Origin of the sequence: Pseudomonas sp. 18-147 (genome assembly GCF_051048045.1) — a bacterium.
Lineage (GTDB): Bacteria > Pseudomonadota > Gammaproteobacteria > Pseudomonadales > Pseudomonadaceae > Pseudomonas > Pseudomonas aeruginosa.
Window position 1 is genome coordinate 5,363,756 of sequence record NZ_CP182296.1, and the last position, 21,218, is coordinate 5,384,973.

The 21,218-nt window shown below is 62.1% G+C and carries 22 protein-coding genes and 1 tRNA gene; 13 read left to right on the forward strand and 10 right to left on the reverse strand.

Annotated features, from left to right (window positions below):
* Positions 1-343: 343 nt before the first annotated feature.
* A complete protein-coding gene (locus ACM0M4_RS25460; protein ID WP_225007575.1) occupies positions 344-613 on the forward strand; it encodes a hypothetical protein in 270 nt (89 codons plus the stop codon).
* Positions 613-849, forward strand: a complete 237-nt coding sequence (locus ACM0M4_RS25465; protein WP_003096116.1) for a hypothetical protein — start codon at positions 613-615, stop codon at positions 847-849. The genes ACM0M4_RS25460 and ACM0M4_RS25465 overlap by 1 nt, the downstream gene beginning before the upstream one ends.
* Before the next feature lie 138 nt (positions 850-987).
* Here ACM0M4_RS25465 and ACM0M4_RS25470 read toward each other — a convergent pair whose 3' ends face one another.
* Genes ACM0M4_RS25470 through ACM0M4_RS25480 form a run of 3 tightly spaced genes read right to left on the reverse strand, consistent with a single transcriptional unit; the run spans position 988 to position 5,177 of the window.
* Positions 988-1,224: a DUF7336 domain-containing protein gene (locus tag ACM0M4_RS25470; RefSeq protein WP_071536299.1), complete on the reverse strand. Its 237-nt coding sequence runs from the start codon at positions 1,222-1,224 to the stop codon at positions 988-990.
* Between the two features lie 27 nt (positions 1,225-1,251).
* A complete protein-coding gene (locus tag ACM0M4_RS25475; RefSeq protein ID WP_057379627.1) occupies positions 1,252-4,014 on the reverse strand; it encodes an RHS repeat domain-containing protein in 2,763 nt (920 codons plus the stop codon).
* Positions 4,015-4,028: 14 nt separating this feature from the next.
* Positions 4,029-5,177: a DUF6531 domain-containing protein gene (locus tag ACM0M4_RS25480; RefSeq protein ID WP_172773772.1), complete on the reverse strand. Its 1,149-nt coding sequence runs from the start codon at positions 5,175-5,177 to the stop codon at positions 4,029-4,031.
* 2,178 nt (positions 5,178-7,355) lie between these two features.
* Here ACM0M4_RS25480 and ACM0M4_RS25485 point away from each other — a divergent pair.
* Positions 7,356-7,598: a hypothetical protein gene (locus tag ACM0M4_RS25485; protein ID WP_023109353.1), complete on the forward strand. Its 243-nt coding sequence runs from the start codon at positions 7,356-7,358 to the stop codon at positions 7,596-7,598.
* A gap of 130 nt (positions 7,599-7,728) precedes the next feature.
* Here the strand turns inward: ACM0M4_RS25485 and ACM0M4_RS25490 are convergent.
* Both ACM0M4_RS25490 and ACM0M4_RS25495 read right to left on the reverse strand, forming a co-directional pair.
* A tRNA-Thr gene (locus ACM0M4_RS25490) sits at positions 7,729-7,804 on the reverse strand.
* A gap of 70 nt (positions 7,805-7,874) precedes the next feature.
* Complete coding sequence (locus ACM0M4_RS25495; RefSeq protein ID WP_028681203.1) at positions 7,875-8,327, reverse strand: pilin; 453 nt, start codon at positions 8,325-8,327, stop codon at positions 7,875-7,877.
* 231 nt (positions 8,328-8,558) lie between these two features.
* Between ACM0M4_RS25495 and pilB the strand changes: the two genes are divergently transcribed.
* The 5 genes from pilB to yacG are packed head-to-tail and all read left to right on the forward strand — an operon-like array spanning position 8,559 to position 13,164.
* Positions 8,559-10,259 carry a type IV-A pilus assembly ATPase PilB gene (pilB, locus tag ACM0M4_RS25500; protein WP_003112841.1) on the forward strand — a complete coding sequence of 567 codons (1,701 nt, stop codon included), beginning with the start codon at positions 8,559-8,561 and terminating at the stop codon, positions 10,257-10,259.
* Between the two features lie 3 nt (positions 10,260-10,262).
* Entirely contained in the window at positions 10,263-11,483 is a 1,221-nt protein-coding gene (gene pilC / locus ACM0M4_RS25505) for a type 4a pilus biogenesis protein PilC (protein WP_003112840.1), read from the forward strand.
* A 3-nt stretch (positions 11,484-11,486) separates the two neighbouring features.
* The gene (pilD, locus tag ACM0M4_RS25510) at positions 11,487-12,359 is read left to right on the forward strand and encodes a type IV prepilin peptidase/methyltransferase PilD (RefSeq protein WP_003125204.1); all 873 of its coding nucleotides are present in this window, start codon (positions 11,487-11,489) and stop codon (positions 12,357-12,359) included.
* A complete protein-coding gene (gene coaE, locus ACM0M4_RS25515) occupies positions 12,356-12,967 on the forward strand; it encodes a dephospho-CoA kinase (protein WP_003112838.1) in 612 nt (203 codons plus the stop codon). The genes pilD and coaE overlap by 4 nt, the downstream gene beginning before the upstream one ends.
* Positions 12,964-13,164: a DNA gyrase inhibitor YacG gene (gene yacG / locus ACM0M4_RS25520; protein ID WP_003094656.1), complete on the forward strand. Its 201-nt coding sequence runs from the start codon at positions 12,964-12,966 to the stop codon at positions 13,162-13,164. Before coaE ends, yacG begins: the two co-directional genes overlap by 4 nt.
* Before the next feature lie 36 nt (positions 13,165-13,200).
* On the opposite strand, the gene ACM0M4_RS25525 is transcribed toward yacG, so the two are convergent.
* From ACM0M4_RS25525 to ACM0M4_RS25540, 4 genes are all read right to left on the reverse strand, one after another.
* Positions 13,201-13,410: a hypothetical protein gene (locus ACM0M4_RS25525; protein WP_003094660.1), complete on the reverse strand. Its 210-nt coding sequence runs from the start codon at positions 13,408-13,410 to the stop codon at positions 13,201-13,203.
* 105 nt (positions 13,411-13,515) lie between these two features.
* Positions 13,516-14,205 carry an energy-coupling factor ABC transporter permease gene (locus tag ACM0M4_RS25530; protein ID WP_003103868.1) on the reverse strand — a complete coding sequence of 230 codons (690 nt, stop codon included), beginning with the start codon at positions 14,203-14,205 and terminating at the stop codon, positions 13,516-13,518.
* A complete protein-coding gene (locus ACM0M4_RS25535) occupies positions 14,202-14,672 on the reverse strand; it encodes a hypothetical protein (RefSeq protein WP_003094664.1) in 471 nt (156 codons plus the stop codon). The genes ACM0M4_RS25530 and ACM0M4_RS25535 overlap by 4 nt, the downstream gene beginning before the upstream one ends.
* The gene (locus ACM0M4_RS25540) at positions 14,669-15,094 is read right to left on the reverse strand and encodes a GNAT family N-acetyltransferase (RefSeq protein WP_003116252.1); all 426 of its coding nucleotides are present in this window, start codon (positions 15,092-15,094) and stop codon (positions 14,669-14,671) included. Before ACM0M4_RS25540 ends, ACM0M4_RS25535 begins: the two co-directional genes overlap by 4 nt.
* A 132-nt stretch (positions 15,095-15,226) precedes the next feature.
* Between ACM0M4_RS25540 and ACM0M4_RS25545 the strand changes: the two genes are divergently transcribed.
* From ACM0M4_RS25545 to ACM0M4_RS25560, 4 genes are all read left to right on the forward strand, one after another.
* Positions 15,227-15,856 (forward strand): DUF1780 domain-containing protein, encoded by a 630-nt coding sequence (locus ACM0M4_RS25545; RefSeq protein ID WP_003094668.1) that lies wholly within the window; start codon positions 15,227-15,229, stop codon positions 15,854-15,856.
* Positions 15,853-16,302 carry an MOSC domain-containing protein gene (locus ACM0M4_RS25550; protein WP_003094670.1) on the forward strand — a complete coding sequence of 150 codons (450 nt, stop codon included), beginning with the start codon at positions 15,853-15,855 and terminating at the stop codon, positions 16,300-16,302. The genes ACM0M4_RS25545 and ACM0M4_RS25550 overlap by 4 nt, the downstream gene beginning before the upstream one ends.
* Before the next feature lie 25 nt (positions 16,303-16,327).
* On the forward strand, positions 16,328-16,498 hold the full coding sequence (locus tag ACM0M4_RS25555) for a DUF3094 family protein (protein WP_003094672.1): 171 nt from the start codon (positions 16,328-16,330) through the stop codon (positions 16,496-16,498).
* A 63-nt stretch (positions 16,499-16,561) separates the two neighbouring features.
* A complete protein-coding gene (locus ACM0M4_RS25560) occupies positions 16,562-17,869 on the forward strand; it encodes an NAD(P)/FAD-dependent oxidoreductase (RefSeq protein WP_003112837.1) in 1,308 nt (435 codons plus the stop codon).
* Between the two features lie 39 nt (positions 17,870-17,908).
* On the opposite strand, the gene zapE is transcribed toward ACM0M4_RS25560, so the two are convergent.
* On the reverse strand, positions 17,909-19,000 hold the full coding sequence (gene zapE, locus ACM0M4_RS25565) for a cell division protein ZapE (protein WP_079741993.1): 1,092 nt from the start codon (positions 18,998-19,000) through the stop codon (positions 17,909-17,911).
* A 547-nt stretch (positions 19,001-19,547) separates the two neighbouring features.
* Between zapE and ACM0M4_RS25570 the strand changes: the two genes are divergently transcribed.
* Positions 19,548-21,185 carry a ShlB/FhaC/HecB family hemolysin secretion/activation protein gene (locus tag ACM0M4_RS25570; protein ID WP_025271357.1) on the forward strand — a complete coding sequence of 546 codons (1,638 nt, stop codon included), beginning with the start codon at positions 19,548-19,550 and terminating at the stop codon, positions 21,183-21,185.
* The last annotated feature ends 33 nt before the right edge of the window (positions 21,186-21,218 follow it).

Below are 21,218 nucleotides of genomic sequence, written 5' to 3' on the forward strand. Positions count from 1 at the left end.
TGCTCCCGATGCGGGCGTGATGGTGATCCGTCACGGACCTGTCACAGTGTGACAGGCAGTGCCTCGACTGGGCCGGATCATCGACTTGGCTGAGGCCTTACGCTTGTCCGGCAGCCTGCGGTTGCGCAGTTGCCACTCCATAACCTGGCCCAGGATTTCTAGGCCGCCAGCCACGCTCGACGCCGACGAATCGACCGTCAGCCGCGTGATCACCTCGGGCAGCATAGCGACCAGGCCGGAGAGCGTAAGGGCCGGATAGCTCCCACCTTGCGCCAGGCCTCGCCGACCACCATGAACCACTACCGCCGGCGAGGAATCGGCGCCCGACGTCATGGAGGACTGGATGACCGGCACCGAGGTGGCACGCTCGCGCGGGATCTGCGAGCTGTCGAAGGGCGGCAACCAGGCGATCGAGACGCGGCGCATCCCGCTTTTCCAGAAGGACGACGGGGTACCGGGCCTGGTGCAGCCGGGAATGCTGGTCGAGGTGAGGGACGAACAGGCGAGCTGGCGCGGGCTCTGCCTGGCCACCGATATCTCGGCCGAGGGGGTAGGGGCTAGCCGCGTATGGCAGACCCTGCGCATCGAGCGCCACTACCCGGGAGGTTCCTGATGGCGACGGTCAACCCCTGGCGTCGGTTCATCGGGCTCTTACCGGGCGGCGCGCGCACGGTGGGGGAGGTGATCGACGTCGACGAGGGCGCCGGCACCTGCCGCGTCCGCCTGCGAAACAACGTCGTGATCGCGGCCCGGGGCACGGCGGTGCCGGCCGGGCAGATGGCGTTCATCAGCGATGGCCTGGTGACCGGGCCGGCGCCGCAGCTCCCCCAGTTCGATATCGAGGTTTGAATGAGCCGAGCCGACCAGCTTGTAGGCATGCTGGTCGTACCCGGCATCGGAAAAACTCATCTGGGTTATGCGGCAAGGCTCAGATTCAGCGAGAACTGTATTTCAACAGATCGACCAAGGCTTCCCGGATCTATTCTATTACTTATCTTCTATAATGCTAGACTCTGCTCCTTCGAAACCGCTTAACCAATGTGGCTCATCAAGGAAGTACTTGGTTACAGTAAATCCGTCAGGGAACTCTTTGAACCCTGGGAGTTTTAGGTATTTGGGGATTTCTGAGTTTGCCCTATCCTCTGTGCTGAATACTCCTAGAAGCTTATAGCTTTCACTTTCAGAGTCTCCGTATGTATGGTGGAGTATGAATACGTTATTCATCAGTGCCTCCATTTTTTAGGAATTTGATTACTTGGGGTCTATGAACGATCTGTCACCCCACTTTTTGATCTGGTTGTATTCAGATCCTGGTCCGTCTTTCCAGTTACCTTTTCCATATTTTTGATCCATGATGCGTTTGGCAAAGTCTTTCCCTGATTCGCCTTGATATGGCCTATCCCCTTTTGCCCAGCTTGGAACGTCTTTAGCTCCTGCCTTTCCTGAAACTCCTGGCTTGTTGACTTTCCAAGGACCTTTGGGGCCAAGTGGAGGCGCAATTCCCAAGACTGGGGTCTGTACTTCGTAGGTCCAAAGGCAGTCGGAGGCTTTAAACACACGAAAGCCATAGACCATATTCCCCCATAGCCATCTATCAATGCTACTGTTCACAGACTCCTGATAAGCAAGAGCATCTGCTCGTGCCGCAGCCTCTGTTGCAAACATATCCCCTGGAGCCAGTCCTAGTGGATCTGAAAGTCCGAGTGGATTTCCCTCTACATATCCATATGTATTTAACCCTCCTACCAACCCAATCGGATCACTCTCCACATACCGCCCAGTCTCCGGATCATAGTCGCGGAAGTAGTTGTAGTGCAGCCCGCTCTCCGCATCGTAGTACTGCCCGGGGAAGCGCAGGTTGACCTGGGTGCTGCCCTGGCTCAGCGCTTCGCCGCGGCCGAAGGCGTCGGACTGCCACTGCCAGGCGATCTGGCCGCTGGCGTCGGTGGCCAGGCGCGGGGTGTCGAGGTGGTCGCCATGGAGGTAGAGCAGGGTCGGGTTGCCGACCTTGCCCTGGGCGTCGTAGTCGGCGTCGATGGTGGCCAGCGGCAGGCTGTCCAGCCACAGGTAGTACTGGGCTCGCAGTTTCCGGCCGCTGCCGTCGTGTTCGGCTTCGCCGAGCAACTGGCCGTCGGGACCGTAGAGGTAGGTGGTGACGCTCTCGGGGGTGAGCTTGACGATGCGCTGGCCGAGGGCGTTGTAGCGGTATTCGGCGACCTGCTGGCCGTCGAGGCTGACGCTTTGCAGGCGGCCCTGGGCGTCGTAGGCCAGTTTGCGCGCGGCGCGGTCCTGGGTGAGGTTGCCGGCGGCGTCGCTGGTCACCGCTTGCGCGCCGATGGCGGTCAATCGGTTGCTGTCGGGCGCGTACTGGTAGTCCTGGCTGCTGGCGGTACCGCCTGAGGCGGGGTTGTCGCTGCGTTGGGTGCGGTTGCCGACCGCGTCGTAGGCATAGCTGCGCCCGCCCTGGACGCCGCGTTCCTCGGTCAGGCGGTCCAGCGGGTCGTACTGGTAGTCCAGGGTGCCCCAGAGGCTGTGGCGGTGCTGCTGGATATTGCCATTGGCATCGTGCTGGTAGTCGCTCTGCCAGGGGCCGACCTTCTGCCGCAGCAGTTGGTAGTCCTGGTCGTACTCGCGGCTGAGGGCGATGCCGTTGCCCCAGGTCAGGCGCTGCAGCGGGCCGAAGGGCAGGTAGGCGATCTGCCCGACCAGGGGGCTCGGCGCCTTGTCGCCTACTGCCAGGGTCACGCTGGCGACCTGGCCGCCGGCGTTGCGCGGGTAGCCGATGGCGAGGCCGGAGGGGTAGCCGATCTCCAGCAGTTGGTTGGCCGCGTCGTAGCGGTAGGTCACGCGGTCGAGCAGGGTCTGCTGGTCGAGGCGGATGCTGCGTACCTGCTCGACCAGGTTGCCGCGCTCGTCGTAGCGGTACACCAGGCTGTCGCGGGCGCCTTCGATGGCGCCCAGGCGGCCGATGCCCTGGTTGCCGTCGGCGGTAAGGTCGTAGCGGTACTGTACGTCGAGGCTCGGGTCGCTCGGCGAGCGGCGCTCGACCAGCCGATTGAGGGCGTCGTAGCGATACTCGGTGACCGCACCGCGAGCGTCGGTGCGGCGGATGACGTTGCCGGCGGCGTCGTGCTCGAAGGTGGTGGTGCCGCTGTCCGGGCTGACCAGTCGGGTCAGGTTGCCGAGGCCGTCGTATTCGTAGCGGGTGGTGACGCCGCGCGGGTCCTTGACCTCGGTGAGGTTGTCCTGGGCGTCGTAGGCGAGTTGGGTCTTGCCGCCGAGAGGATCGCTCTGGCCGACCAGCCGGTCGAGGGCGTCGAAGGCCTGGCTGTGGGCGAACTGGCGCGGGTTGGTTTCGCCGACCGGATTGTCGTTGAGGTCGTAGGCGAAGCTGCGTGTCTGGCCGCCGGCGCCGACCGCGCGGAGCAGCCGGCCAAGCTCGTCGTAGGCCCATTGCTGCTGGCGCACCAGGCTGCCGCTGGCGTCCTTGATGCGCTGGGCGGTGCGATTGCCCTTGGTGTCGACGTCGTATTCGAGGCGTTCGCCGAGGTTGTTGCCGATCGCCACCAGGCGCCGTGCGTCGTCGTATTCGTAGCTCAGCCAACTGCCGTCGCCACGGGTGACGCGGGTGATCTGGCCGACCGCGTCATAGTCGAAGCGGGTGGTGCTGCCGGCGGTGCTGACGGAGGCCAGCCAGCCGTCGACGCCGGTGTAGGCGAGGCTGCTGGTGACGCCGTTGGCATCGGTGATGCTGCCGGGCTTGCCGCGCTCGTCATAGTCGCCGAGGCGGGTGACTTGGCCGAGGGCGTTGGTCACCTGGGTCAGGTTGCCGCGACTGTCGTAGGCATAGAGGGTGACGTCCTGCACATCGGTGCGCGGACCGTCGGCGCGCTCGATCAGGCCGAGGGCGTTGTAGCTGTAGCTCCAGGCGCGCTCGGCCGCCTGCGCGGGCAGGGCCAGGGCGCAGGCCAGGGCGAGGGCGCCGAGACGGGGGAAGTATGGGGGGATGCGCATGGGTGTCGTCCTTGTCAGCGGATGGTGACGGTCTCGCCGGTCTTGCGTCCCTCGGCGTCGTACTGGTAGCGGGTGATCCGGCCGGGCTCGCTGACCTGCACCGGGAGGAACAGGGTCGGGTGCCAGTCGGTTGTGATGGTGCGCGCCTGCGCAGTGCCGGCGGCCTCGGTGCGCGAGGTCTCCAGGCCACGGGCGTTGTACTGGTAGGTGGTCAGGTTGCCGTTGTTGTCGCGTTTGCTGGTGAGTAGACCCTGGTCATCGTAGGTGAAGGTGGAATTGCTGCTGGGGCAGTTGGGAGAGGGTTCGCCTTCGATGGCGACGATGCGCTTGATGCCCAGGATCACCTGGAAGCGGTAGGTGGCCTGCTTGCCGTATTCGTTGGTGACGGTGGTGGAGCCGTCATCGTTGTAGGCGAGGGTGACCTTTTCGGCGCCGTTGGCGTGTTCGCTGGAGATGGCGCGGCCTTGGTCGTCGTAGGTCCAGGTGGCGAAGCGGCGATTGTTGTTATTCAGGATGCCTGTAAGTAGTTTTATGTTCCTCGGGTCGTCATAGAGGTACTGTGTTTTCGTGCTGTATTGCCCATCTGTTCGTGTTACCGAAGTGAGTCGCTGTTCCTTGTCGTATGTATACTCAATGGATATACCCCCTGTCTGAGCGCGAAGGAGTTGATGGTTGGCTCCCTCCGAGAGAACGAGTTTGTTGCCATGCTCGTCGCTAATCGTAAGATTAGCGCCTCGCTCTACACGATACTTGCGACCTTCCTTGGTGGTGAGTTTAGTGAGTATTCCATTCTGGTCGAACTCCATCACTTCGTTGAGTTCGGAGGTGTAGCTAAACTTTCCTGGTAACCGGCTAAGCCTGCCCAGGTCTGTGATGGAGGTTAGATCTTTTCCGGATCCCGTGAACTCCGAGACTTTTCCGTTTTCGCGGTAGAGTAGGAAGCTATCATCCTTGCGTGTTATACGCGCAGAATACGAGTGTCGCCACAAGCCGTCCAGGCCGTTGTAGTACCGGCTCAACGGGATCGGAATACTTAAGTCGTGTTCAACTTGGTATTTATTGCCATTGGCGATATTGACCGGATTTCCTGCGCAGCCCTCTGGTGGAGGCGGTCCCTTTTCGGGGCCGTTTTTATCTGGAAGCTTACAGCCAGAGTCATCCATTTCGTAACCGGGGCGACAATCACAACTGCCTGTTGCCGCATTATATTCAGCACCTAAAGGACACGAATCGCCAAATCTAGAGATAGCTCCAACATTTCCAGAGTGCGCACTTCCAGAAGGATCCGTGCCACGCGCAAAGCAATCAAAAGCCCTGTCATTTCTTCGCACAGGCTCCACGGATTCGATCCAGTTAGTTCTCGACTTGAAATAGTCGAACACAGCAGCGCACGCCGACGACGGTGAGCTGTAGCTCCCCCCAGAAACAGCAGAAGGAAATACCAAAACCCAATAAAACTGTTGTGCATTAACGTCCCGAGCAAAGAATAGCGGGGGCAATAAGCACGCCATAAAAAGCGACATCCTAAGGGCTGATATACGTGTCTTAGTCCTCATCTATCCTTTCTCCGGGACAACAAAAAGCCCGGCCCGCAACTGCGAAACCGGACAAACATGGGGCGGAGTGATTCGTGGACGTGCTTCACTCACCCATCCCACTCACTCGCGTCTCGCTGTTAGAAGATCGAACGGATTTGATGAGCACCTACAAAGAACCTCCATTTCCTGCCACATCCCTGTTCGCAATGAAGCCCCCCTCGATCATCTACCCGGCTTACTATTCGCCCCAAATCCATTGCCGATCATAGCCGGCAGTCGAGTTTCGTATAGATGTTCACTGTATTCCGTGAGCCAGTCTTAAGAACCGAGGGCGTTTACGAAAATTTCTGTCCGTGAGCCAGACGGGAGCAAGCGCGCGGCCAAGGTGATTAAGCCAGGAATCTACCGACCTCGGACGAGGTGGCGCAGTCGGCCTGCCCTGTCGGCCACCGTCGGGGCAAACCTCCAGCGGAGGACGGACACCTTCGCCACTGGCTGAAGTGTCGAACCGCTAGGGCAGCCCGCCTGCATCCTGCCCAAGGGCCTGCGCGATCCGCAGCCCCTTTTGGACACACTGTCCGATTTGTGTAGTGCTTGGCCGCTGCCCCAACAATGGTGGATGGGTATGCTCAAAACTGAGCACACCCAGCCGCCGTTCAAATGCGGGTGGCCGGGCTTGATGCCGGATCATCCGTCTTCAGATTGAGGTCCGATAATCGGACTTCCCAGGATACCCAGAAAGCTTTGGGCGTCCGCCCCCATTGGGGGAATACCTGTCACGGAGATAGATTTCAACGAATGTCGGCGACGCATCGGCAAATGGGGGGGCTGCCCCGTTGGCCCCGGGGTCGAGAAACACTACCTCGGCAAAACCGCTAAATCCGCTGTTTTGGATCTCCTGCAATGCAGGTAAAGCCTCCGGCATCTCGCCCAGGCAAAAGGACGCAAAACGTTGTTTTGACTGCGGATGAATTTCGTCGGAACAACCAGCCGAACGCCATGCGTACGCTTGGCCCGCGCGCCCCTGATTCGGAGTATTACGAGAATTTCGTAAAACCCTCACGCCGGACGGCTGAAGCCACCACTACGAAACTTTCGTAGTGAACATGCCCTGAATTTTCAGGAGATGATCGAGCGACCGTGCCCGCAATTTTGAGGAGACGGTCAGGCCCCGCAGAATTGCGGCCTCTGGCGGGACGTCCGCGGAGTTTCCACTTCGGATGCGGACAGGTCACGCTCCTGTCACAGGGGCAGGTCATGCACCTGAACGCGTTTCAGAGGCATTGCCTGAACACTGCCTAGGCCATGCCCGGCGCATGCCTGGGCATCAACGTTGGAGCAACGTTGGCTAACGGTGGACTAACGTTGATCGCGTTACCGGGCGAGATGGTTCCGAACTGAGCCATTGACTAACGCGGCGTTATCTCACAACCACCAATGGGGGGAAGTGAGAAAATCCCACCTTGCCGGACCAATCGCCAGGGGATCGACGATGGATCGGCCCCCGATACGGGCGCAAAATCGTGCCCGTCGCATGTGCCAGAGGCTTTCCCGCCACATCAGCCGAATTTTCGGCATGTCTCAGCCAGGGGGCTGCAATATTTTTGCACCCTCCCCCGAAGACACGTGCCGTAAGTCCTCCCGGCACATCGGCTGATTTTCCAGCCGATCTCCAGCGCCTCATTCGCCCGACTGTAATCTGCCGGAAGAAACCTTCGACACGAGGTCTCGTCGAGCCCAGCCCTCGATGTAATGGTAGCGGGCTAGAATTACCCGGGTAACCACAATGAGGATGTGTTCACGATGAAGGTAAAAGATCTGATCGATCAACTCTCGAAGCTGGATCCAGAACTGCTCTTGGTAGGCTATTCGGAGGATGAAGAGGTGCGCGAAGTCGGCCAGCTCGTTCGGCTTTTCGATATACGGGCCGTCACCGCCGAACAGTGCAACCGCAGTCGCGATGAGAGCGGGAAAGCGAGGATCGAGCTTACCGGGAGCGACGCAGGCCACCCGGTTGCCCTGCTGGAACTGACGACAGACATTTGAGCTGGCCGGCATAGAAAAGCCCCGCCTGAACGATTCAGGACGGGGCTTTCTTTTGGGGCTTCTGCACCCACCATGCACCCATGGCAGCTACTGCATCAGGGCATCAAGTGGCTGGAAGTCCCGGTTTTACTGGTGCCGGATAGAGGAATCGAACCCCCGACCTTCTCATTACGAATGAGCTGCTCTACCGACTGAGCTAATCCGGCGGCGGCGGTAAGGTATCACTCAACTGGAATGATCTCAATACCGATCGACACCAATCAACAAAAACAGCTATTAAGGCTTATTACAACCCTTAGGAATAAACATCTCTTCCTGAGTAGAGGTGCAAGTCCATACACCTTCAGCAGTACGATTCAAAGTAATTGCCGTGCCCGCATTCTTCGGACTGGACTGACCAGTTGCAAAAGTAAATTTTACAGTACCATCGCCTGTGTCTTTAATATCTACAGCTACGGTACCAAGTTTATTTGCCTTCTCATCAATACCTACATAGGTGGTATCTGCAGTAGAAGCTGTAGTACCGATCAGAATTTTGCTACCAGCAATTCCACGCGACAGCGACTCTTCAACAGTAGTCTTCAGCGGGTTGATCGTCGCCAGCGCCGAAGCACCTTCCGAACGCGCAACATAGTTCTGATACTGGGGAATGGCAATTGCCGCCAGGATACCGATGATCGCAACCACGATCATCAGTTCGATCAAGGTAAAGCCTTTTTGAGCTTTCATGAATCTCTCCGTTGATTATGTATAGGCCTAACGCCTGAACCTCAACAAGCACTTACCATGCCAAATATCAAACCGCGCCACGATCAAGGAAACTGGGTTCCTTTCTCGATGAGAGTCAAACTTAAAACGGACAGGATGTGACATTTTTTGACAGCTGGATTTCCTCGATTTGGCAGCCCCTGTTATCTGCGTTATAAGGCACCTCAATAGCCCTTCTGCGATTCCTTCCCCATGAACGACAGCATCCAACTGAGCGGCCTGTCCCGACAGCTCGTCCAAGCCAATCTACTCGACGAAAAGACCGCCGTGCAGGCCCAGGCGCAGGCGCAGCGCAACAAGCTGTCGCTGGTGACGCACTTGGTGCAGAGCAAGCTGGTAAGCGGCCTGGCCCTGGCCGAATTGTCCGCCGAGCAGTTCGGCATCGCCTATTGCGACCTGAATAGCCTGGACAAGGAAAGCTTTCCGCGGGACGCCATCAGCGAAAAGCTGGTCCGCCAACACCGGGTCATCCCTCTGTGGCGGCGCGGCAACAAGCTCTTTGTAGGCATCTCCGACCCCGCCAACCACCAGGCCATCAATGATGTCCAGTTCAGCACCGGCCTGACGACCGAAGCGATTCTGGTCGAAGACGACAAGCTTGGCCTGGCCATCGACAAGCTGTTCGAAAGCGCTACCGACGGTCTCGCAGGCCTCGACGATGTCGACCTCGAGGGACTGGATATCGGTAGCGCGGACAAGTCCACCCAAGAGGATGCCAGCGCAGAAGCGGACGACGCACCTGTAGTACGTTTCGTCAACAAGATGCTGCTGGATGCCATCAAGGGCGGCTCTTCCGACCTGCACTTCGAGCCCTACGAGAAGATCTACCGGGTGCGCTTCCGTACCGACGGCATGCTCCACGAAGTGGCCAAGCCGCCGATCCAGTTGGCCAGTCGTATCTCTGCTCGTCTCAAGGTAATGGCCGGCCTGGATATCTCCGAACGACGCAAACCGCAGGACGGACGGATCAAGATGCGCGTCTCGAAGACCAAGTCCATCGACTTTCGCGTCAACACCCTGCCGACCCTGTGGGGCGAGAAGATCGTGATGCGGATCCTCGACTCCTCCAGCGCACAGATGGGCATCGACGCCCTCGGCTACGAGGAGGACCAGAAGGAACTCTACCTGGCCGCACTCAAGCAGCCGCAGGGCATGATCCTGGTCACCGGCCCCACCGGCTCGGGCAAGACGGTATCGCTATACACCGGCCTGAACATCCTGAATACCACCGACATCAACATTTCCACCGCCGAAGACCCGGTGGAGATCAACCTGGAAGGCATCAACCAGGTCAACGTCAATCCGCGCCAGGGCATGGACTTCTCCCAGGCGCTGCGCGCCTTCCTGCGCCAGGACCCGGATGTGATCATGGTCGGCGAGATCCGCGACCTGGAGACCGCCGAGATCGCCATCAAGGCGGCGCAGACCGGGCATATGGTGATGTCCACCCTGCACACCAACAGCGCCGCCGAGACCCTGACCCGGTTGCTGAACATGGGCGTGCCGGCGTTCAACCTGGCGACCTCGGTGAACCTGATCATCGCCCAGCGCCTTGCGCGGAAACTCTGTTCGCACTGCAAGAAAGAACACGAGGTGCCGAGGGAAACCCTGCTTCACGAGGGCTTCCCGGAAGACAAGATCGGCACCTTCAAGCTTTATTCGCCGGTGGGCTGCGACCATTGCAAGAACGGTTACAAGGGCCGTGTCGGTATTTATGAAGTAGTTAAAAACACCCCGGCCCTGCAGCGGATTATCATGGAGGAAGGCAACTCCATCGAGATCGCCGAGCAAGCCCGCAAAGAAGGCTTCAACGATCTGCGCACCTCAGGCCTGCTGAAAGCCATGCAGGGGATCACCAGCCTGGAGGAAGTCAACCGCGTGACCAAGGATTAATCCATGGCGGACAAAGCGTTAAAAACCAGCGTTTTCATCTGGGAGGGCACCGACAAGAAAGGCGCCAAGGTCAAGGGCGAACTGACCGGGCAGAATCCCATGCTGGTGAAGGCCCATCTGCGCAAGCAAGGCATCAATCCGCTCAAGGTACGCAAGAAAGGTATCTCCCTGCTGGGCGCAGGCAAGAAAGTGAAACCCATGGACATCGCCCTGTTCACCCGGCAGATGGCGACCATGATGGGCGCTGGCGTTCCCCTCCTGCAATCGTTCGACATCATCGGCGAAGGCTTCGACAATCCCAACATGCGCAAGTTGGTGGATGAGATCAAGCAGGAAGTGTCCTCGGGCAACAGCCTGGCCAACTCACTGAGAAAGAAACCACAGTACTTCGACGAACTCTATTGCAACCTGGTCGATGCCGGCGAGCAATCGGGCGCCTTGGAAAACTTGCTGGATAGAGTCGCGACCTACAAGGAAAAAACGGAATCGTTAAAAGCAAAGATCAGGAAGGCGATGACTTATCCTATCGCCGTCATCATCGTTGCCTTGATCGTCTCCGCCATTCTTCTGATCAAGGTCGTTCCGCAGTTCCAATCCGTATTCCAAGGTTTTGGCGCAGAGCTGCCTGCATTCACTCAAATGGTCGTAAATTTATCCGAGTTCCTACAGGAGTGGTGGCTTGCCGTCATCGTTGGTGTGGGGGCGATTGGCTTTACCTTCAAGGAACTGCATAAACGCTCGAAAAAATTCCGCGACACACTCGACAGAACGATCCTCAAACTTCCCATTTTCGGAGGCATCGTCTACAAATCTGCGGTCGCCCGTTATGCACGGACCTTGTCCACGACCTTCGCCGCGGGTGTTCCCCTGGTCGATGCGCTCGACTCCGTCTCCGGAGCGACCGGCAATATCGTGTTCAAGAACGCGGTCAGCAAGATCAAGCAAGACGTTTCCACCGGCATGCAGCTCAACTTCTCCATGCGCACCACCAGCGTCTTTCCCAACATGGCGATCCAGATGACCGCCATCGGCGAGGAGTCCGGTTCGCTCGATGAGATGCTGAGCAAAGTCGCCAGCTACTACGAAGAGGAAGTCGACAACGCCGTGGACAACCTCACCACGCTCATGGAACCGATGATCATGGCCGTTCTCGGCGTACTGGTTGGCGGTCTGATCGTGGCCATGTACCTTCCGATCTTCCAACTCGGCAACGTCGTCGGATAACTGATGCCCCTCCTCGACTACCTGGCCAGCCATCCGCTGGCCTTTGTCTTGTGCGCCATCCTCCTTGGCCTGCTGGTCGGCAGCTTCCTCAACGTCGTCGTGCATCGCCTGCCGAAGATGATGGAGCGCAACTGGAAGGCCGAAGCCCGCGAAGCGCTCGGGCTGGAGCCGGAACCCAAGCAGGCGACCTACAACCTGGTGCTGCCGAATTCGGCGTGCCCGCGCTGCGGCCACGAGATCCGCCCCTGGGAAAACATCCCGCTGGTCAGCTACCTGGCGCTGGGCGGCAAGTGCTCGTCCTGCAAGGCCGCCATCGGCAAACGTTACCCCCTGGTGGAACTGGCCACCGCGCTGCTTTCCGGCTACGTCGCCTGGCATTTCGGCTTCACCTGGCAGGCGGGCGCGATGCTCCTGCTGACCTGGGGCCTGCTGGCGATGAGCCTGATCGATGCCGATCACCAACTGCTGCCGGACGTGCTGGTGCTGCCGCTGCTCTGGCTGGGCCTGATCGCCAACCATTTCGGCCTCTTCGCCAGCCTCGACGATGCGCTGTTCGGCGCGGTGTTCGGCTACCTGAGCCTGTGGTCGGTGTTCTGGCTGTTCAAGCTGGTGACCGGCAAGGAGGGCATGGGCTACGGCGACTTCAAGCTGCTGGCCATGCTCGGTGCCTGGGGCGGCTGGCAGATCCTGCCGCTGACCATCCTGCTGTCGTCGCTGGTCGGGGCGATCCTCGGGGTGATCATGCTGCGCCTGCGCAACGCCGAAAGCGGCACGCCGATCCCCTTCGGTCCCTATCTGGCGATTGCCGGGTGGATTGCTTTGCTCTGGGGTGATCAAATAACCCGGACCTATCTGCAATTCGCCGGATTCAAATGACCCAACCCTGGATACTAGGCCTCACGGGCGGTATCGGCAGCGGCAAGAGCGCAGCCGCCGAGCATTTCATTTCCCTCGGCGTCCACCTGGTGGACGCCGACCATGCCGCCCGCTGGGTGGTGGAGCCGGGGCGTCCGGCCCTGGCGAAGATCGTCGAACGCTTCGGCGACGGCATCCTCCTGCCCGATGGCCAGCTCGACCGCGCCGCCTTGCGCGAGCGGATCTTCCAGGCGCCGGAGGAACGGCGCTGGCTGGAGCAATTGCTGCACCCGCTGATCGGCGCGGAGATCGTCCAGTACCTGGCCAGGGCCGAATCGCCCTATGCCATCCTGGTCTCGCCGCTGCTGGTGGAGTCCGGCCAGCGCCAGATGACCCACCGCGTGCTGGTGGTGGATACCCCGGAACATCTGCAACTACAGCGCACCATGCTTCGCGACAAGGTCTCCGAGGAGCAGGTGCGCTCGATCCTCCAGGCCCAGGCCCGGCGCGACGAGCGCTTGAAGCACGCCGACGACGTGCTGGTCAACGACGGCGACCTGTCCCACCTGCAGCGTGAAGTCGAACGACTGCACGCCTTCTACCTGACCTTGCGAGGAGGCCGAGCATGAGCCAGCCCCTGACCGTGGAGTGCCCGACCTGCGGCGCGCCCGTCGAATGGAAAAGCGACAACAAGTACCGCCCCTTCTGCTCCGACCGCTGCAAGCTGATCGATCTCGGCGCCTGGGCCGCCGAGGAACATGCGATCCCCGGCGACACCCTGGAAGACGACATCTTCTCCGCCGACCTGCCGCCTCGCGAGCATTGAACGCAACGGGCCAGCCAATCCGGCTGGCCCGTTCCTTCAGGGGCGCATGAAAGCGTAGTCGCGCTGGTCGTCGAGATTCTCCGCAAGAAACTGCAGTTCGCTGGCCAGGTCGCCAGCATCGCGCTCCGCCCGGTTCAGTTCGACGATTGCGCTGAGCAACGCGCGCAGGCGCATTGCCCGGTCCGCCTCGTCGCTCTTCGACAGCAACTCTCGCAGGCCCTCTCGGGCCCATTCATGGACACCCATGTTCCGCTCCTCACCTGGGAAAACGGCAGGATCGCGGCCGGCTTCGTCCGAAACACTGACGCAAGTCAGCCGCTGCCCGCCATGAACCTGGCGAATGACTGGTCATCAGGGCTTGCGCTCTTCGTCCTTCCAGGGCGCCTGCAGGTAGCGCGTGCGATTGAAGGTTTCCAGCCACTCCGGGTAGTAGACCACCAGGCCGGTGATCACCGTGCCGTTGATGAAGGCCTCGGGGAACATGATCAGCCACAGGTAACCGGCGAAGTCCTCCAGCCAGGGCGGCATCGGGAAAAGGCCGTCGATCCAGACCACGCCAAGGCCGAGCAGCAGGACCACCACCGCGGTGAGGGCCGCCGGGAAGAAACCGCAGCAGAAGATGTAGACGAACAGGTTGCGCGGCTGGCGCTTTTCCACGAACAACGCCGCCAGCTCCGCGATCAGCGCGGGGATCGCCACCAGCAGCACGCCGTTGACGCCGATCGCCAGCCAATCCTGGCGGCCGAGCAGGCACAAGCCCAGTTGCGCCACCAACCCCACCACGATCGCCAGCGGCCAGTCGAGCAGCAAGGTGACGGCGGTCATGCCGATGAAATGGAAGGACAGCCCCGATTCGAAGTCCCGGCGCACCAGCCAGAGCAGGAACAGCCCGAGCATGGTACCGAACACCAGGTGCTGGCGGCGGGTATCGCTGACCAGCTCGACCCAGGGCGCGCGCCAGGCGGCGAGCAGCAGCACCGGCGCATAGATGGCCCAGCCCAGTTCCAGGCTTTCCGCCGACAGCAACTCGGCAGCGATCACGGCTGCAGTTGTTCCAGGGCGATGCGCAGGGCCACCGGCGAATCCAACTGGCGGGTTTCCAACACGCGGCGCTGCTCCAGCCTGACCCAGAGCACCTTGCCCTCGTCCGAGGCATAGCGAGAAGCGATGGCCGCGTCGCGATCGAGCAGCACCGGATAACTGTAGTCACGCATGGCCGGCACCGCGAAAAGCCGGGAAATCAGCGCCGGCATGCGGCTGATGTCCGCCAGGAACAGCGCGTGGCGCGCCTCCAGGTAGCCCTTTGGGCGTTCCGCCAGCGCCGCCTTGACCAGCTTCGAGCCGTCCATGTCCCGCGCCACCAGCAGGACCCGGGTGGAGTCGTCCAGCGAGTGCGCCTTTTCGAACTGGTCCTGCAACGTCCAGGGCTCCAGGGTGGAGCCCTTCTCCACGGCCAGCGCCAGGCCGGGCAGCAGCATGCCCAGCAGAACCCAATGCAATCGTTTCACGCGTGTCCCTCCCGAGTGGAAAATACCTGGATGTCCTTGCGCCGCTCCCAGCCCGACTGGGCTCGCCAGAATGCCTGTGCCTCCTCGGCGGCATCCAGGACGAAGACATGGGATTTGCCGATCCCCTCCCTCGCCAGACGCGCCAACACCTCGTCGAGCATCTGCCGCGCCAGCCCCAGCCCTCGATAACCGGGATCGACCACCAGGTGCTGGAGGTAACCACGGCGACCGTCATGCCCGGCCATCAGGCAGGCGATCACCTCCCCTTCGGTTTCGACCAGCAGGCTCAGCCCGGGGTTGCGTTGAAGATAGGCGAGGAAGAAGGGATAGGCGTCCTCCGCACGGAGGCGAATACCCGGCGTTCGCGACCACAGCGCGAAGAGTGCCGGGTGATCGGCGGCGATGACGCTGCGAAGTTGCATCGGAACGGCTCCGGCCCAAGGGGAACGGCAGTGTACACCGAGCCTCGCCGCTGGCGCGCTCCGGGACGGATTGTCGCGGCCGGAGCGCCTGTGGGCTGGAAAGCGGGCCCGCCGGCAGACTAAGCTGAGCCCATGAACGAAGCGGATTATCTGCGCCTGCTCACCCGTCAGGCCGAACAAGCCAACGACTTCCTCTCCAACGCACGTAAATGGGACCGCGAGCGCTGGGTCTGCCAGCGCTTCCTCGAGGCCCTCAACGTGCCCTATCGCCAGGAGGATTTCGCCGCCCCCGGGGAACAGCCGCCGGACGTCCTGTTCAAGGGTGCCGGCTTCGAGGTGTTCTTCGTCCTCGATGAAGGTCGCCGGCTGAACGAGGAGTGGCGCGAGGAACTGACCCGTCGCCGCCAGGCCGTCAGCCTGCGCCAACTGATCCGCCGCGAAGAGCGGCCACAACGGATCGCCGCCGCCGAGCTGCAGGCACGGCTGGCGCCAACCCTGCGCAAGAAGGCGCACAACTATAGCGAGCGCGGCATCGACCACGGCGAACTGGACCTGCTGGCCTTCGTCAACCTGAAGCGCGCGGTGCCCGATTTCAATACGCCCTTCCCGCCGCCCACCGAATACCTGCGCCAAGGCTGGCGCTCGCTGTCGATGGTCGGTCCGACCTTTGCCCGGGTGCTCTTCGCTCACTCCGGCGCCCCCGAATTCCTGCGCGCCAACCTCGGCCGCAGCATCCTGTTCGACGCCGGGGTAGGCCTGTGAGCGAAGGGCGGGTGAAGTGGATCGGCGTGCGCTCCGGCAGCCGCGCGCCGATCCAGGAACTGGAGGCGGTGGAGGCACGGCGCGGCCTGGGACTGACGGGCGACCACCCGCACCCGCCGCGCCAGGTCACCCTGGTGCAATGGGAACATATCGAGGCCCTCGGTACCCTGCTGGGCAGGCCGCTGTTGCCCAACGAGATGCGCCGCAACATCGCCGTCGCCGGCATCAACCTGCTCAGCCTGAAGGACCGTCGCTTCCGCCTCGGCGGCGCGCTGCTGGAAACCACTGGCTGGTACCAACCCTGCGGACGCCTGGAAAAGCACATCGACCACCGCACGCTGAAAAGCGTGCGCGAACAGGGCGGCATCACCGCGCGGGTGATCGGCAGCGGAGTGATCCGCCTCGACGATCCGCTGGTGATCGAGCCCCCTGTCTGTCTAGAATGACCGACATCGAAAACGGAGGCCTGCCATGTCCAGCCGACTGAGCCCCGAAGACCAGCAGAAGGTCGAGCAGTACCTCGCCTCGCCGCTGCACCAGGTCGAGCGTGCGCCGTTCCGCCCGTGGTTCCTGATGTTCGTCCTGCTCGCCGTGGTCATCGGCCTGGGCCTGCTCAGCCGCCTCCTCAGCTACCTGGCCTGAGTCGTCCGGTCGAGCCACGCTCCCGACGACCGCCTCACGGAATTCCCACTATGAGATATCCACATGTCCCATCGCATCGTGATCGTCGGCGGCGGCGCCGGCGGGCTGGAGCTCGCCACCCGTCTCGGCCGCACCCTGGGTAAACGCGGCAAGGCCCAGGTCACCCTGGTCGACGCCAACCTCACCCACATCTGGAAACCCCTGCTGCACGAAGTCGCCGCCGGCTCGCTCAACTCCTCCGAGGACGAGCTGAACTACGTCGCCCAGGCGAAGTGGAACCACTTCGAATTCCAGCTCGGCCGCATGCAGGGCCTGGATCGCGCCGGCAAGCGGGTCCGCCTGGCCGCACTGGTGGACGAGAATGGCGTTGAACTGGTTCCCGAGCGCGACATCGCCTACGACACCCTGGTGATCGCCGTCGGCAGCACCACCAACGACTTCGGCACCGAGGGCGCTGCGGAACACTGCATTTTCCTCGATACCCGCGCCCAGGCCGAACGCTTCCATCGCCAGCTGCTCGGCCAGTACCTGCGTGCGCATACCGGGCACGACGCGAACAACAACGCAGTGAGTATCGCCATCATCGGCGCCGGCGCCACCGGCGTCGAACTGGCTGCGGAACTGCACCACGCTGCGCAGATGCTGGCCGCCTACGGGCTCGACCGGATCCGCCCGGAAGACCTGCACATCAGCCTGGTCGAAGCCGGCCCACGGGTGCTGCCGGCGCTGCCCGAGCGTATCAGCCAGCCAGTGCACCAGACCCTGAGCAAGCTCGGCGTACGGGTGATGACCGGCTCCGCGGTGAGCAAGGTAGATGCGGACGGCCTCTGGACCGGCGACGGCGAGTTCGTCCCGGCGACGCTCAAGGTCTGGGCGGCAGGCATCCGGGCTCCGGCCTTCCTCAAGGAACTCGACGGCCTGGAAAGCAACCGTATCAACCAACTGGTGGTCCGCCCGACCCTGCAGACCACCCGCGACGACGACATCTTCGCCTTCGGCGACTGCGCCGCCTGTCCCCAGCCGGCGCAACCGGGAGAGCAACCGCGCAACGTGCCGCCGCGCGCCCAGGCCGCGCACCAGCAGGCCTCGCTGCTGGTGAAATCGCTACGTGCCCGTCTCGAAGGCAAGCCGCTGGGCGAATATCACTACCGCGACTACGGTTCGCTGATCTCGCTGTCGCGCTTCAGCGCGGTCGGCAACCTGATGGGCAATCTGATGGGTAGCGTCATGCTCGAAGGCTGGCTGGCGCGGATGTTCTACGTATCGCTATACCGCATGCACCAGATGGCGTTGTACGGTCCGCTGCGCACCGCGATGCTGATGCTTAGCGGCCGCCTGCGCAGCACCGAGCCACGCCTCAAGCTGCACTGAGCCATTACGCCCCGTTTGCCGTCGGCGCGGGGCGTTCCTTCAACAGCGAAGCTGGCGCAACTGCGCCAGCCGACTGGCGGTACGCTGCATGTCCGCAGGCAGGTCGCTGCCCTCGACCAGGTCCGGCAGCGCCTTTTCGGCACTCAGGAAAAAACGCCGGTCATTGTCGTAAAGGACGTCGACGAGATTGATGAAGCGCTGCTGGGCGGCGACCGAACAGCGCGCCATCGGCGGTACGCCCTCCAGCACCCAGGTAGAGAAGCGTTCGCCGAGGGCAAGGTAGTCCATCACCGCGGTTGGCGCCTCGCAAAGGTCGGCGAAGGCGAACCACACCAGGTCGCCGCACACCGCGCGCGCCTGCAACGTCCTCGCGCCGCTTTGCAGGGTCACGCGTTGCGAGGGCTCGGGCGCGGACAAGCCCAGCTCGTCCAGGCAAGCGCATGAGGCTGGCCAGCAATACCCGCCGCTGGCATAACCGGAAGCGATCTCCTGCCGCGGCGAAATCGTCCGGTAGTCCCGGGCGCCGGCTACTTCCAGCACTTCCATGCGCGTCTCGATCAACCGGATCGCCGGCAGGAAGCGTTCGTGGTAGAGCGGATTGGGCAGCAGTTGCCGCGGCGCGTAGTTGGAGGTGCAGACCAGGGTGATCTTCCTGCGGAACAGCTCCCTGAACAGGCGTGTTATCAGCATCGCGTCGCCAATGTCGTGGACATGGAATTCGTCGAAGCAAAGCAGCCGGCAGTCTCCTAGCAGTTCGTCGAGCGCACCGCCCAGGGCATCGGGCCGCCCCTGGCGGCGGAACATGCCGTCATGAAGCCGGCGAAAGAACGCATGGAAATGCGTCCGGCGCAGGCCCTGCAAATCGGCGCTGCGAAAGAAGCCATCCATCAGCCAGCTCTTGCCGCGCCCGACCGGCCCCCACAGGTAGAGGCTGCGCGGCGCTTGCCGGAATAGCGACGGACCTCGACGCAAGCGCTCCGCCAATCGATCGAGATGAAGAATGGCATTGCCCTGGGCTGCGTCCAGCACATAGCCGCCCCGTTGCGCCTCTTGGTGGAAATAGCGGGCTACGGGCGTTTTGGGCTTGGTGCCGGTCATGGGTGAACGCCGCGAAAAAGAACCGAAAGACACACGCCGTTGATGCTCAGCCTGAGAGGGACCGTAAACCGAGACGGAATTCTAGCGCTGCGTCCTGCCCATGCTCCAGCCGCCAGATCGAACGGCGGGCGATAGTCGGACAGGCGCTTTGATCATGACCGCCACGGTCGCGATACGGAATCGCGCTCAGCCGCTACTTCCGCCCCACTGTTTCCGCCGCTTCCGCAGCCGAGCCCGTTATCACCGGAGTTTTTTCCTACAGCAGTCCTCCCAGTCCCCTACGAAAACCAAGAAGTTCTACCGGCCAACGCCAGAAAACTACGATTGTCGCCGTTTCAGCCTCGCCCCAGGCTATCGCCCACTCGATTCTCCGCCTTGAAACCGATCGTTCTGCACATGCCTGCGGATATCGGCTTCTTTTCCCTGCAAGAACCGCGCTCCGGGCCGATTGACCATGCATCCAGCTTTTCCGCGTAACCAGGCTAGCCTTTCTTTCCCGCCGCCCTCCCCAAAGCCTTCCGGCAGTTCCACTTCGATCGTTCAATCCCTCAGGGCCGGACCGCTGCTCCGTACGGGCCTCATGGGAATGGCCATGTTGTCGTCCTGCCTTGCCAATGCCGCCCCGGATGCGGGGCAGGCGCTGCGTGACGTGGAAAGCCGACGCCTGAACCTGCCCGCGCCGGTGGAACTGGACGCCGAGCGCCCCAGCCCCGAGGACGGCGTATCACGGGCTGCCGAAGAGGGCGGCCCGACGGTGCTGGTCAAGCGCTTCCAACTCAGCGGCAACAGGCAGTTCGACGATCGACGCCTGCTGGCGCTCCTGCACGACCTGCCGGGCCAGGAACTCAATCTGAGCCAATTGCACGCCGCCGCCGCCCGCATCGGCGATTTCTATCAGGAAAAGGGATATGTGCTGGCGCGCGCCTTCCTCCCGGCACAGGAAATCCAGGATGGAACGGTACGCATCGAAGTGCTCGAGGGACGCTACGGCAGGATCGAACTGCACAACACGTCCCGAACGCTGGACCGCGTTCTACTCCGCCCCTTGAGCGCACTCGAACGAGATACCGCGGTCCAGGGCTCGGAGCTGGAGCGTGCGCTTCTGCTCCTGAGCGACATTCCCGGCCTCCAGGCCAAAGGCACCCTGCTGCCGGGCCAGGCGCAGGGAACCACGGACTTGCGCGTCGAGGCCCGCCCCGGCCCGCTGGTCGGCGGCAGGCTGGAGGCAGACAACTATGGCGGCCGCTACATGGGGGAATATCGCCTGGGAACCACCCTCGACTTCAACAGCCCGCTGCGACTGGGCGACCAGGCGAGACTGAGCCTGCTGGGCAGCGACCGGCACCAACGCTACTACCGTGCAGCCTATCAACTGCCCCTTGGTTCCCGAGGCACGCGCATCGGACTGGCCCACGCCGAGACGACCTATCGACTGGTACGCGATTTCTCGCGCCTGGATGCCCATGGCCGGGCCATTACCGACAGTCTGTTCGTCAGCCAGCCCCTGCTGCGTAGCCGTAGCTTAAGCCTGTCCACCCAGTTGCAATATGAAAACAAGCGACTTCGCGATGACCAGGAGCGTACCGGGAGGCATAGCCGCAAGGAGATCCGCCTGTGGACCGCCAGCATCAGCGGAAACGCCCAGGACCGCTTGTTCGGCGGTGGACAGAGCGGCTTCTCGCTGGCCTATGCCCACGGCCAGCTCGCCATCGACTCCGCCGAAGAGCGGCTGCTGGACCGCTACACCATCGGTACCGCCGGCAGCTTCGACAAGATCATGCTCAACGTCGTACGCCTGCAGCACCTGGGCGACCGCCTGCAGTTGTTCGCCCAACTCAACGCCCAGTGGAGCGGCGGCAACCTCGACAGCGCGGAACAGTTCGACATGGGCGGCCCCTACGGCGTTCGGGCGTTCCCCCTGGGCAGCTACAAGGGCTACGGCGACGAAGGCTGGCAAGCCAGTGCGGAGCTGCGCTACAGCCTGGCTCCGGGCTGGCAGCTGAGTTCGTTCGTCGACCAGGGCGCGGTGAAATTTCTCAAGCACCCCAACACCACGGAAGGCAATCGCAACCGCATGGCCGCCGTCGGCAGCGGCCCAACCTGGTACGGAACGGATCACCAGGTCAGCCTGACCGCCGCCTGGCCCCTGAGCCAGGAAAACAACATCGAGCCCGAGCGCACTCCCCGGCTGTGGCTGCAAGCGACCCGCTACTTCTGAGCAAGCTCCCGCCCGCCATGCCGGCGGGCCCCA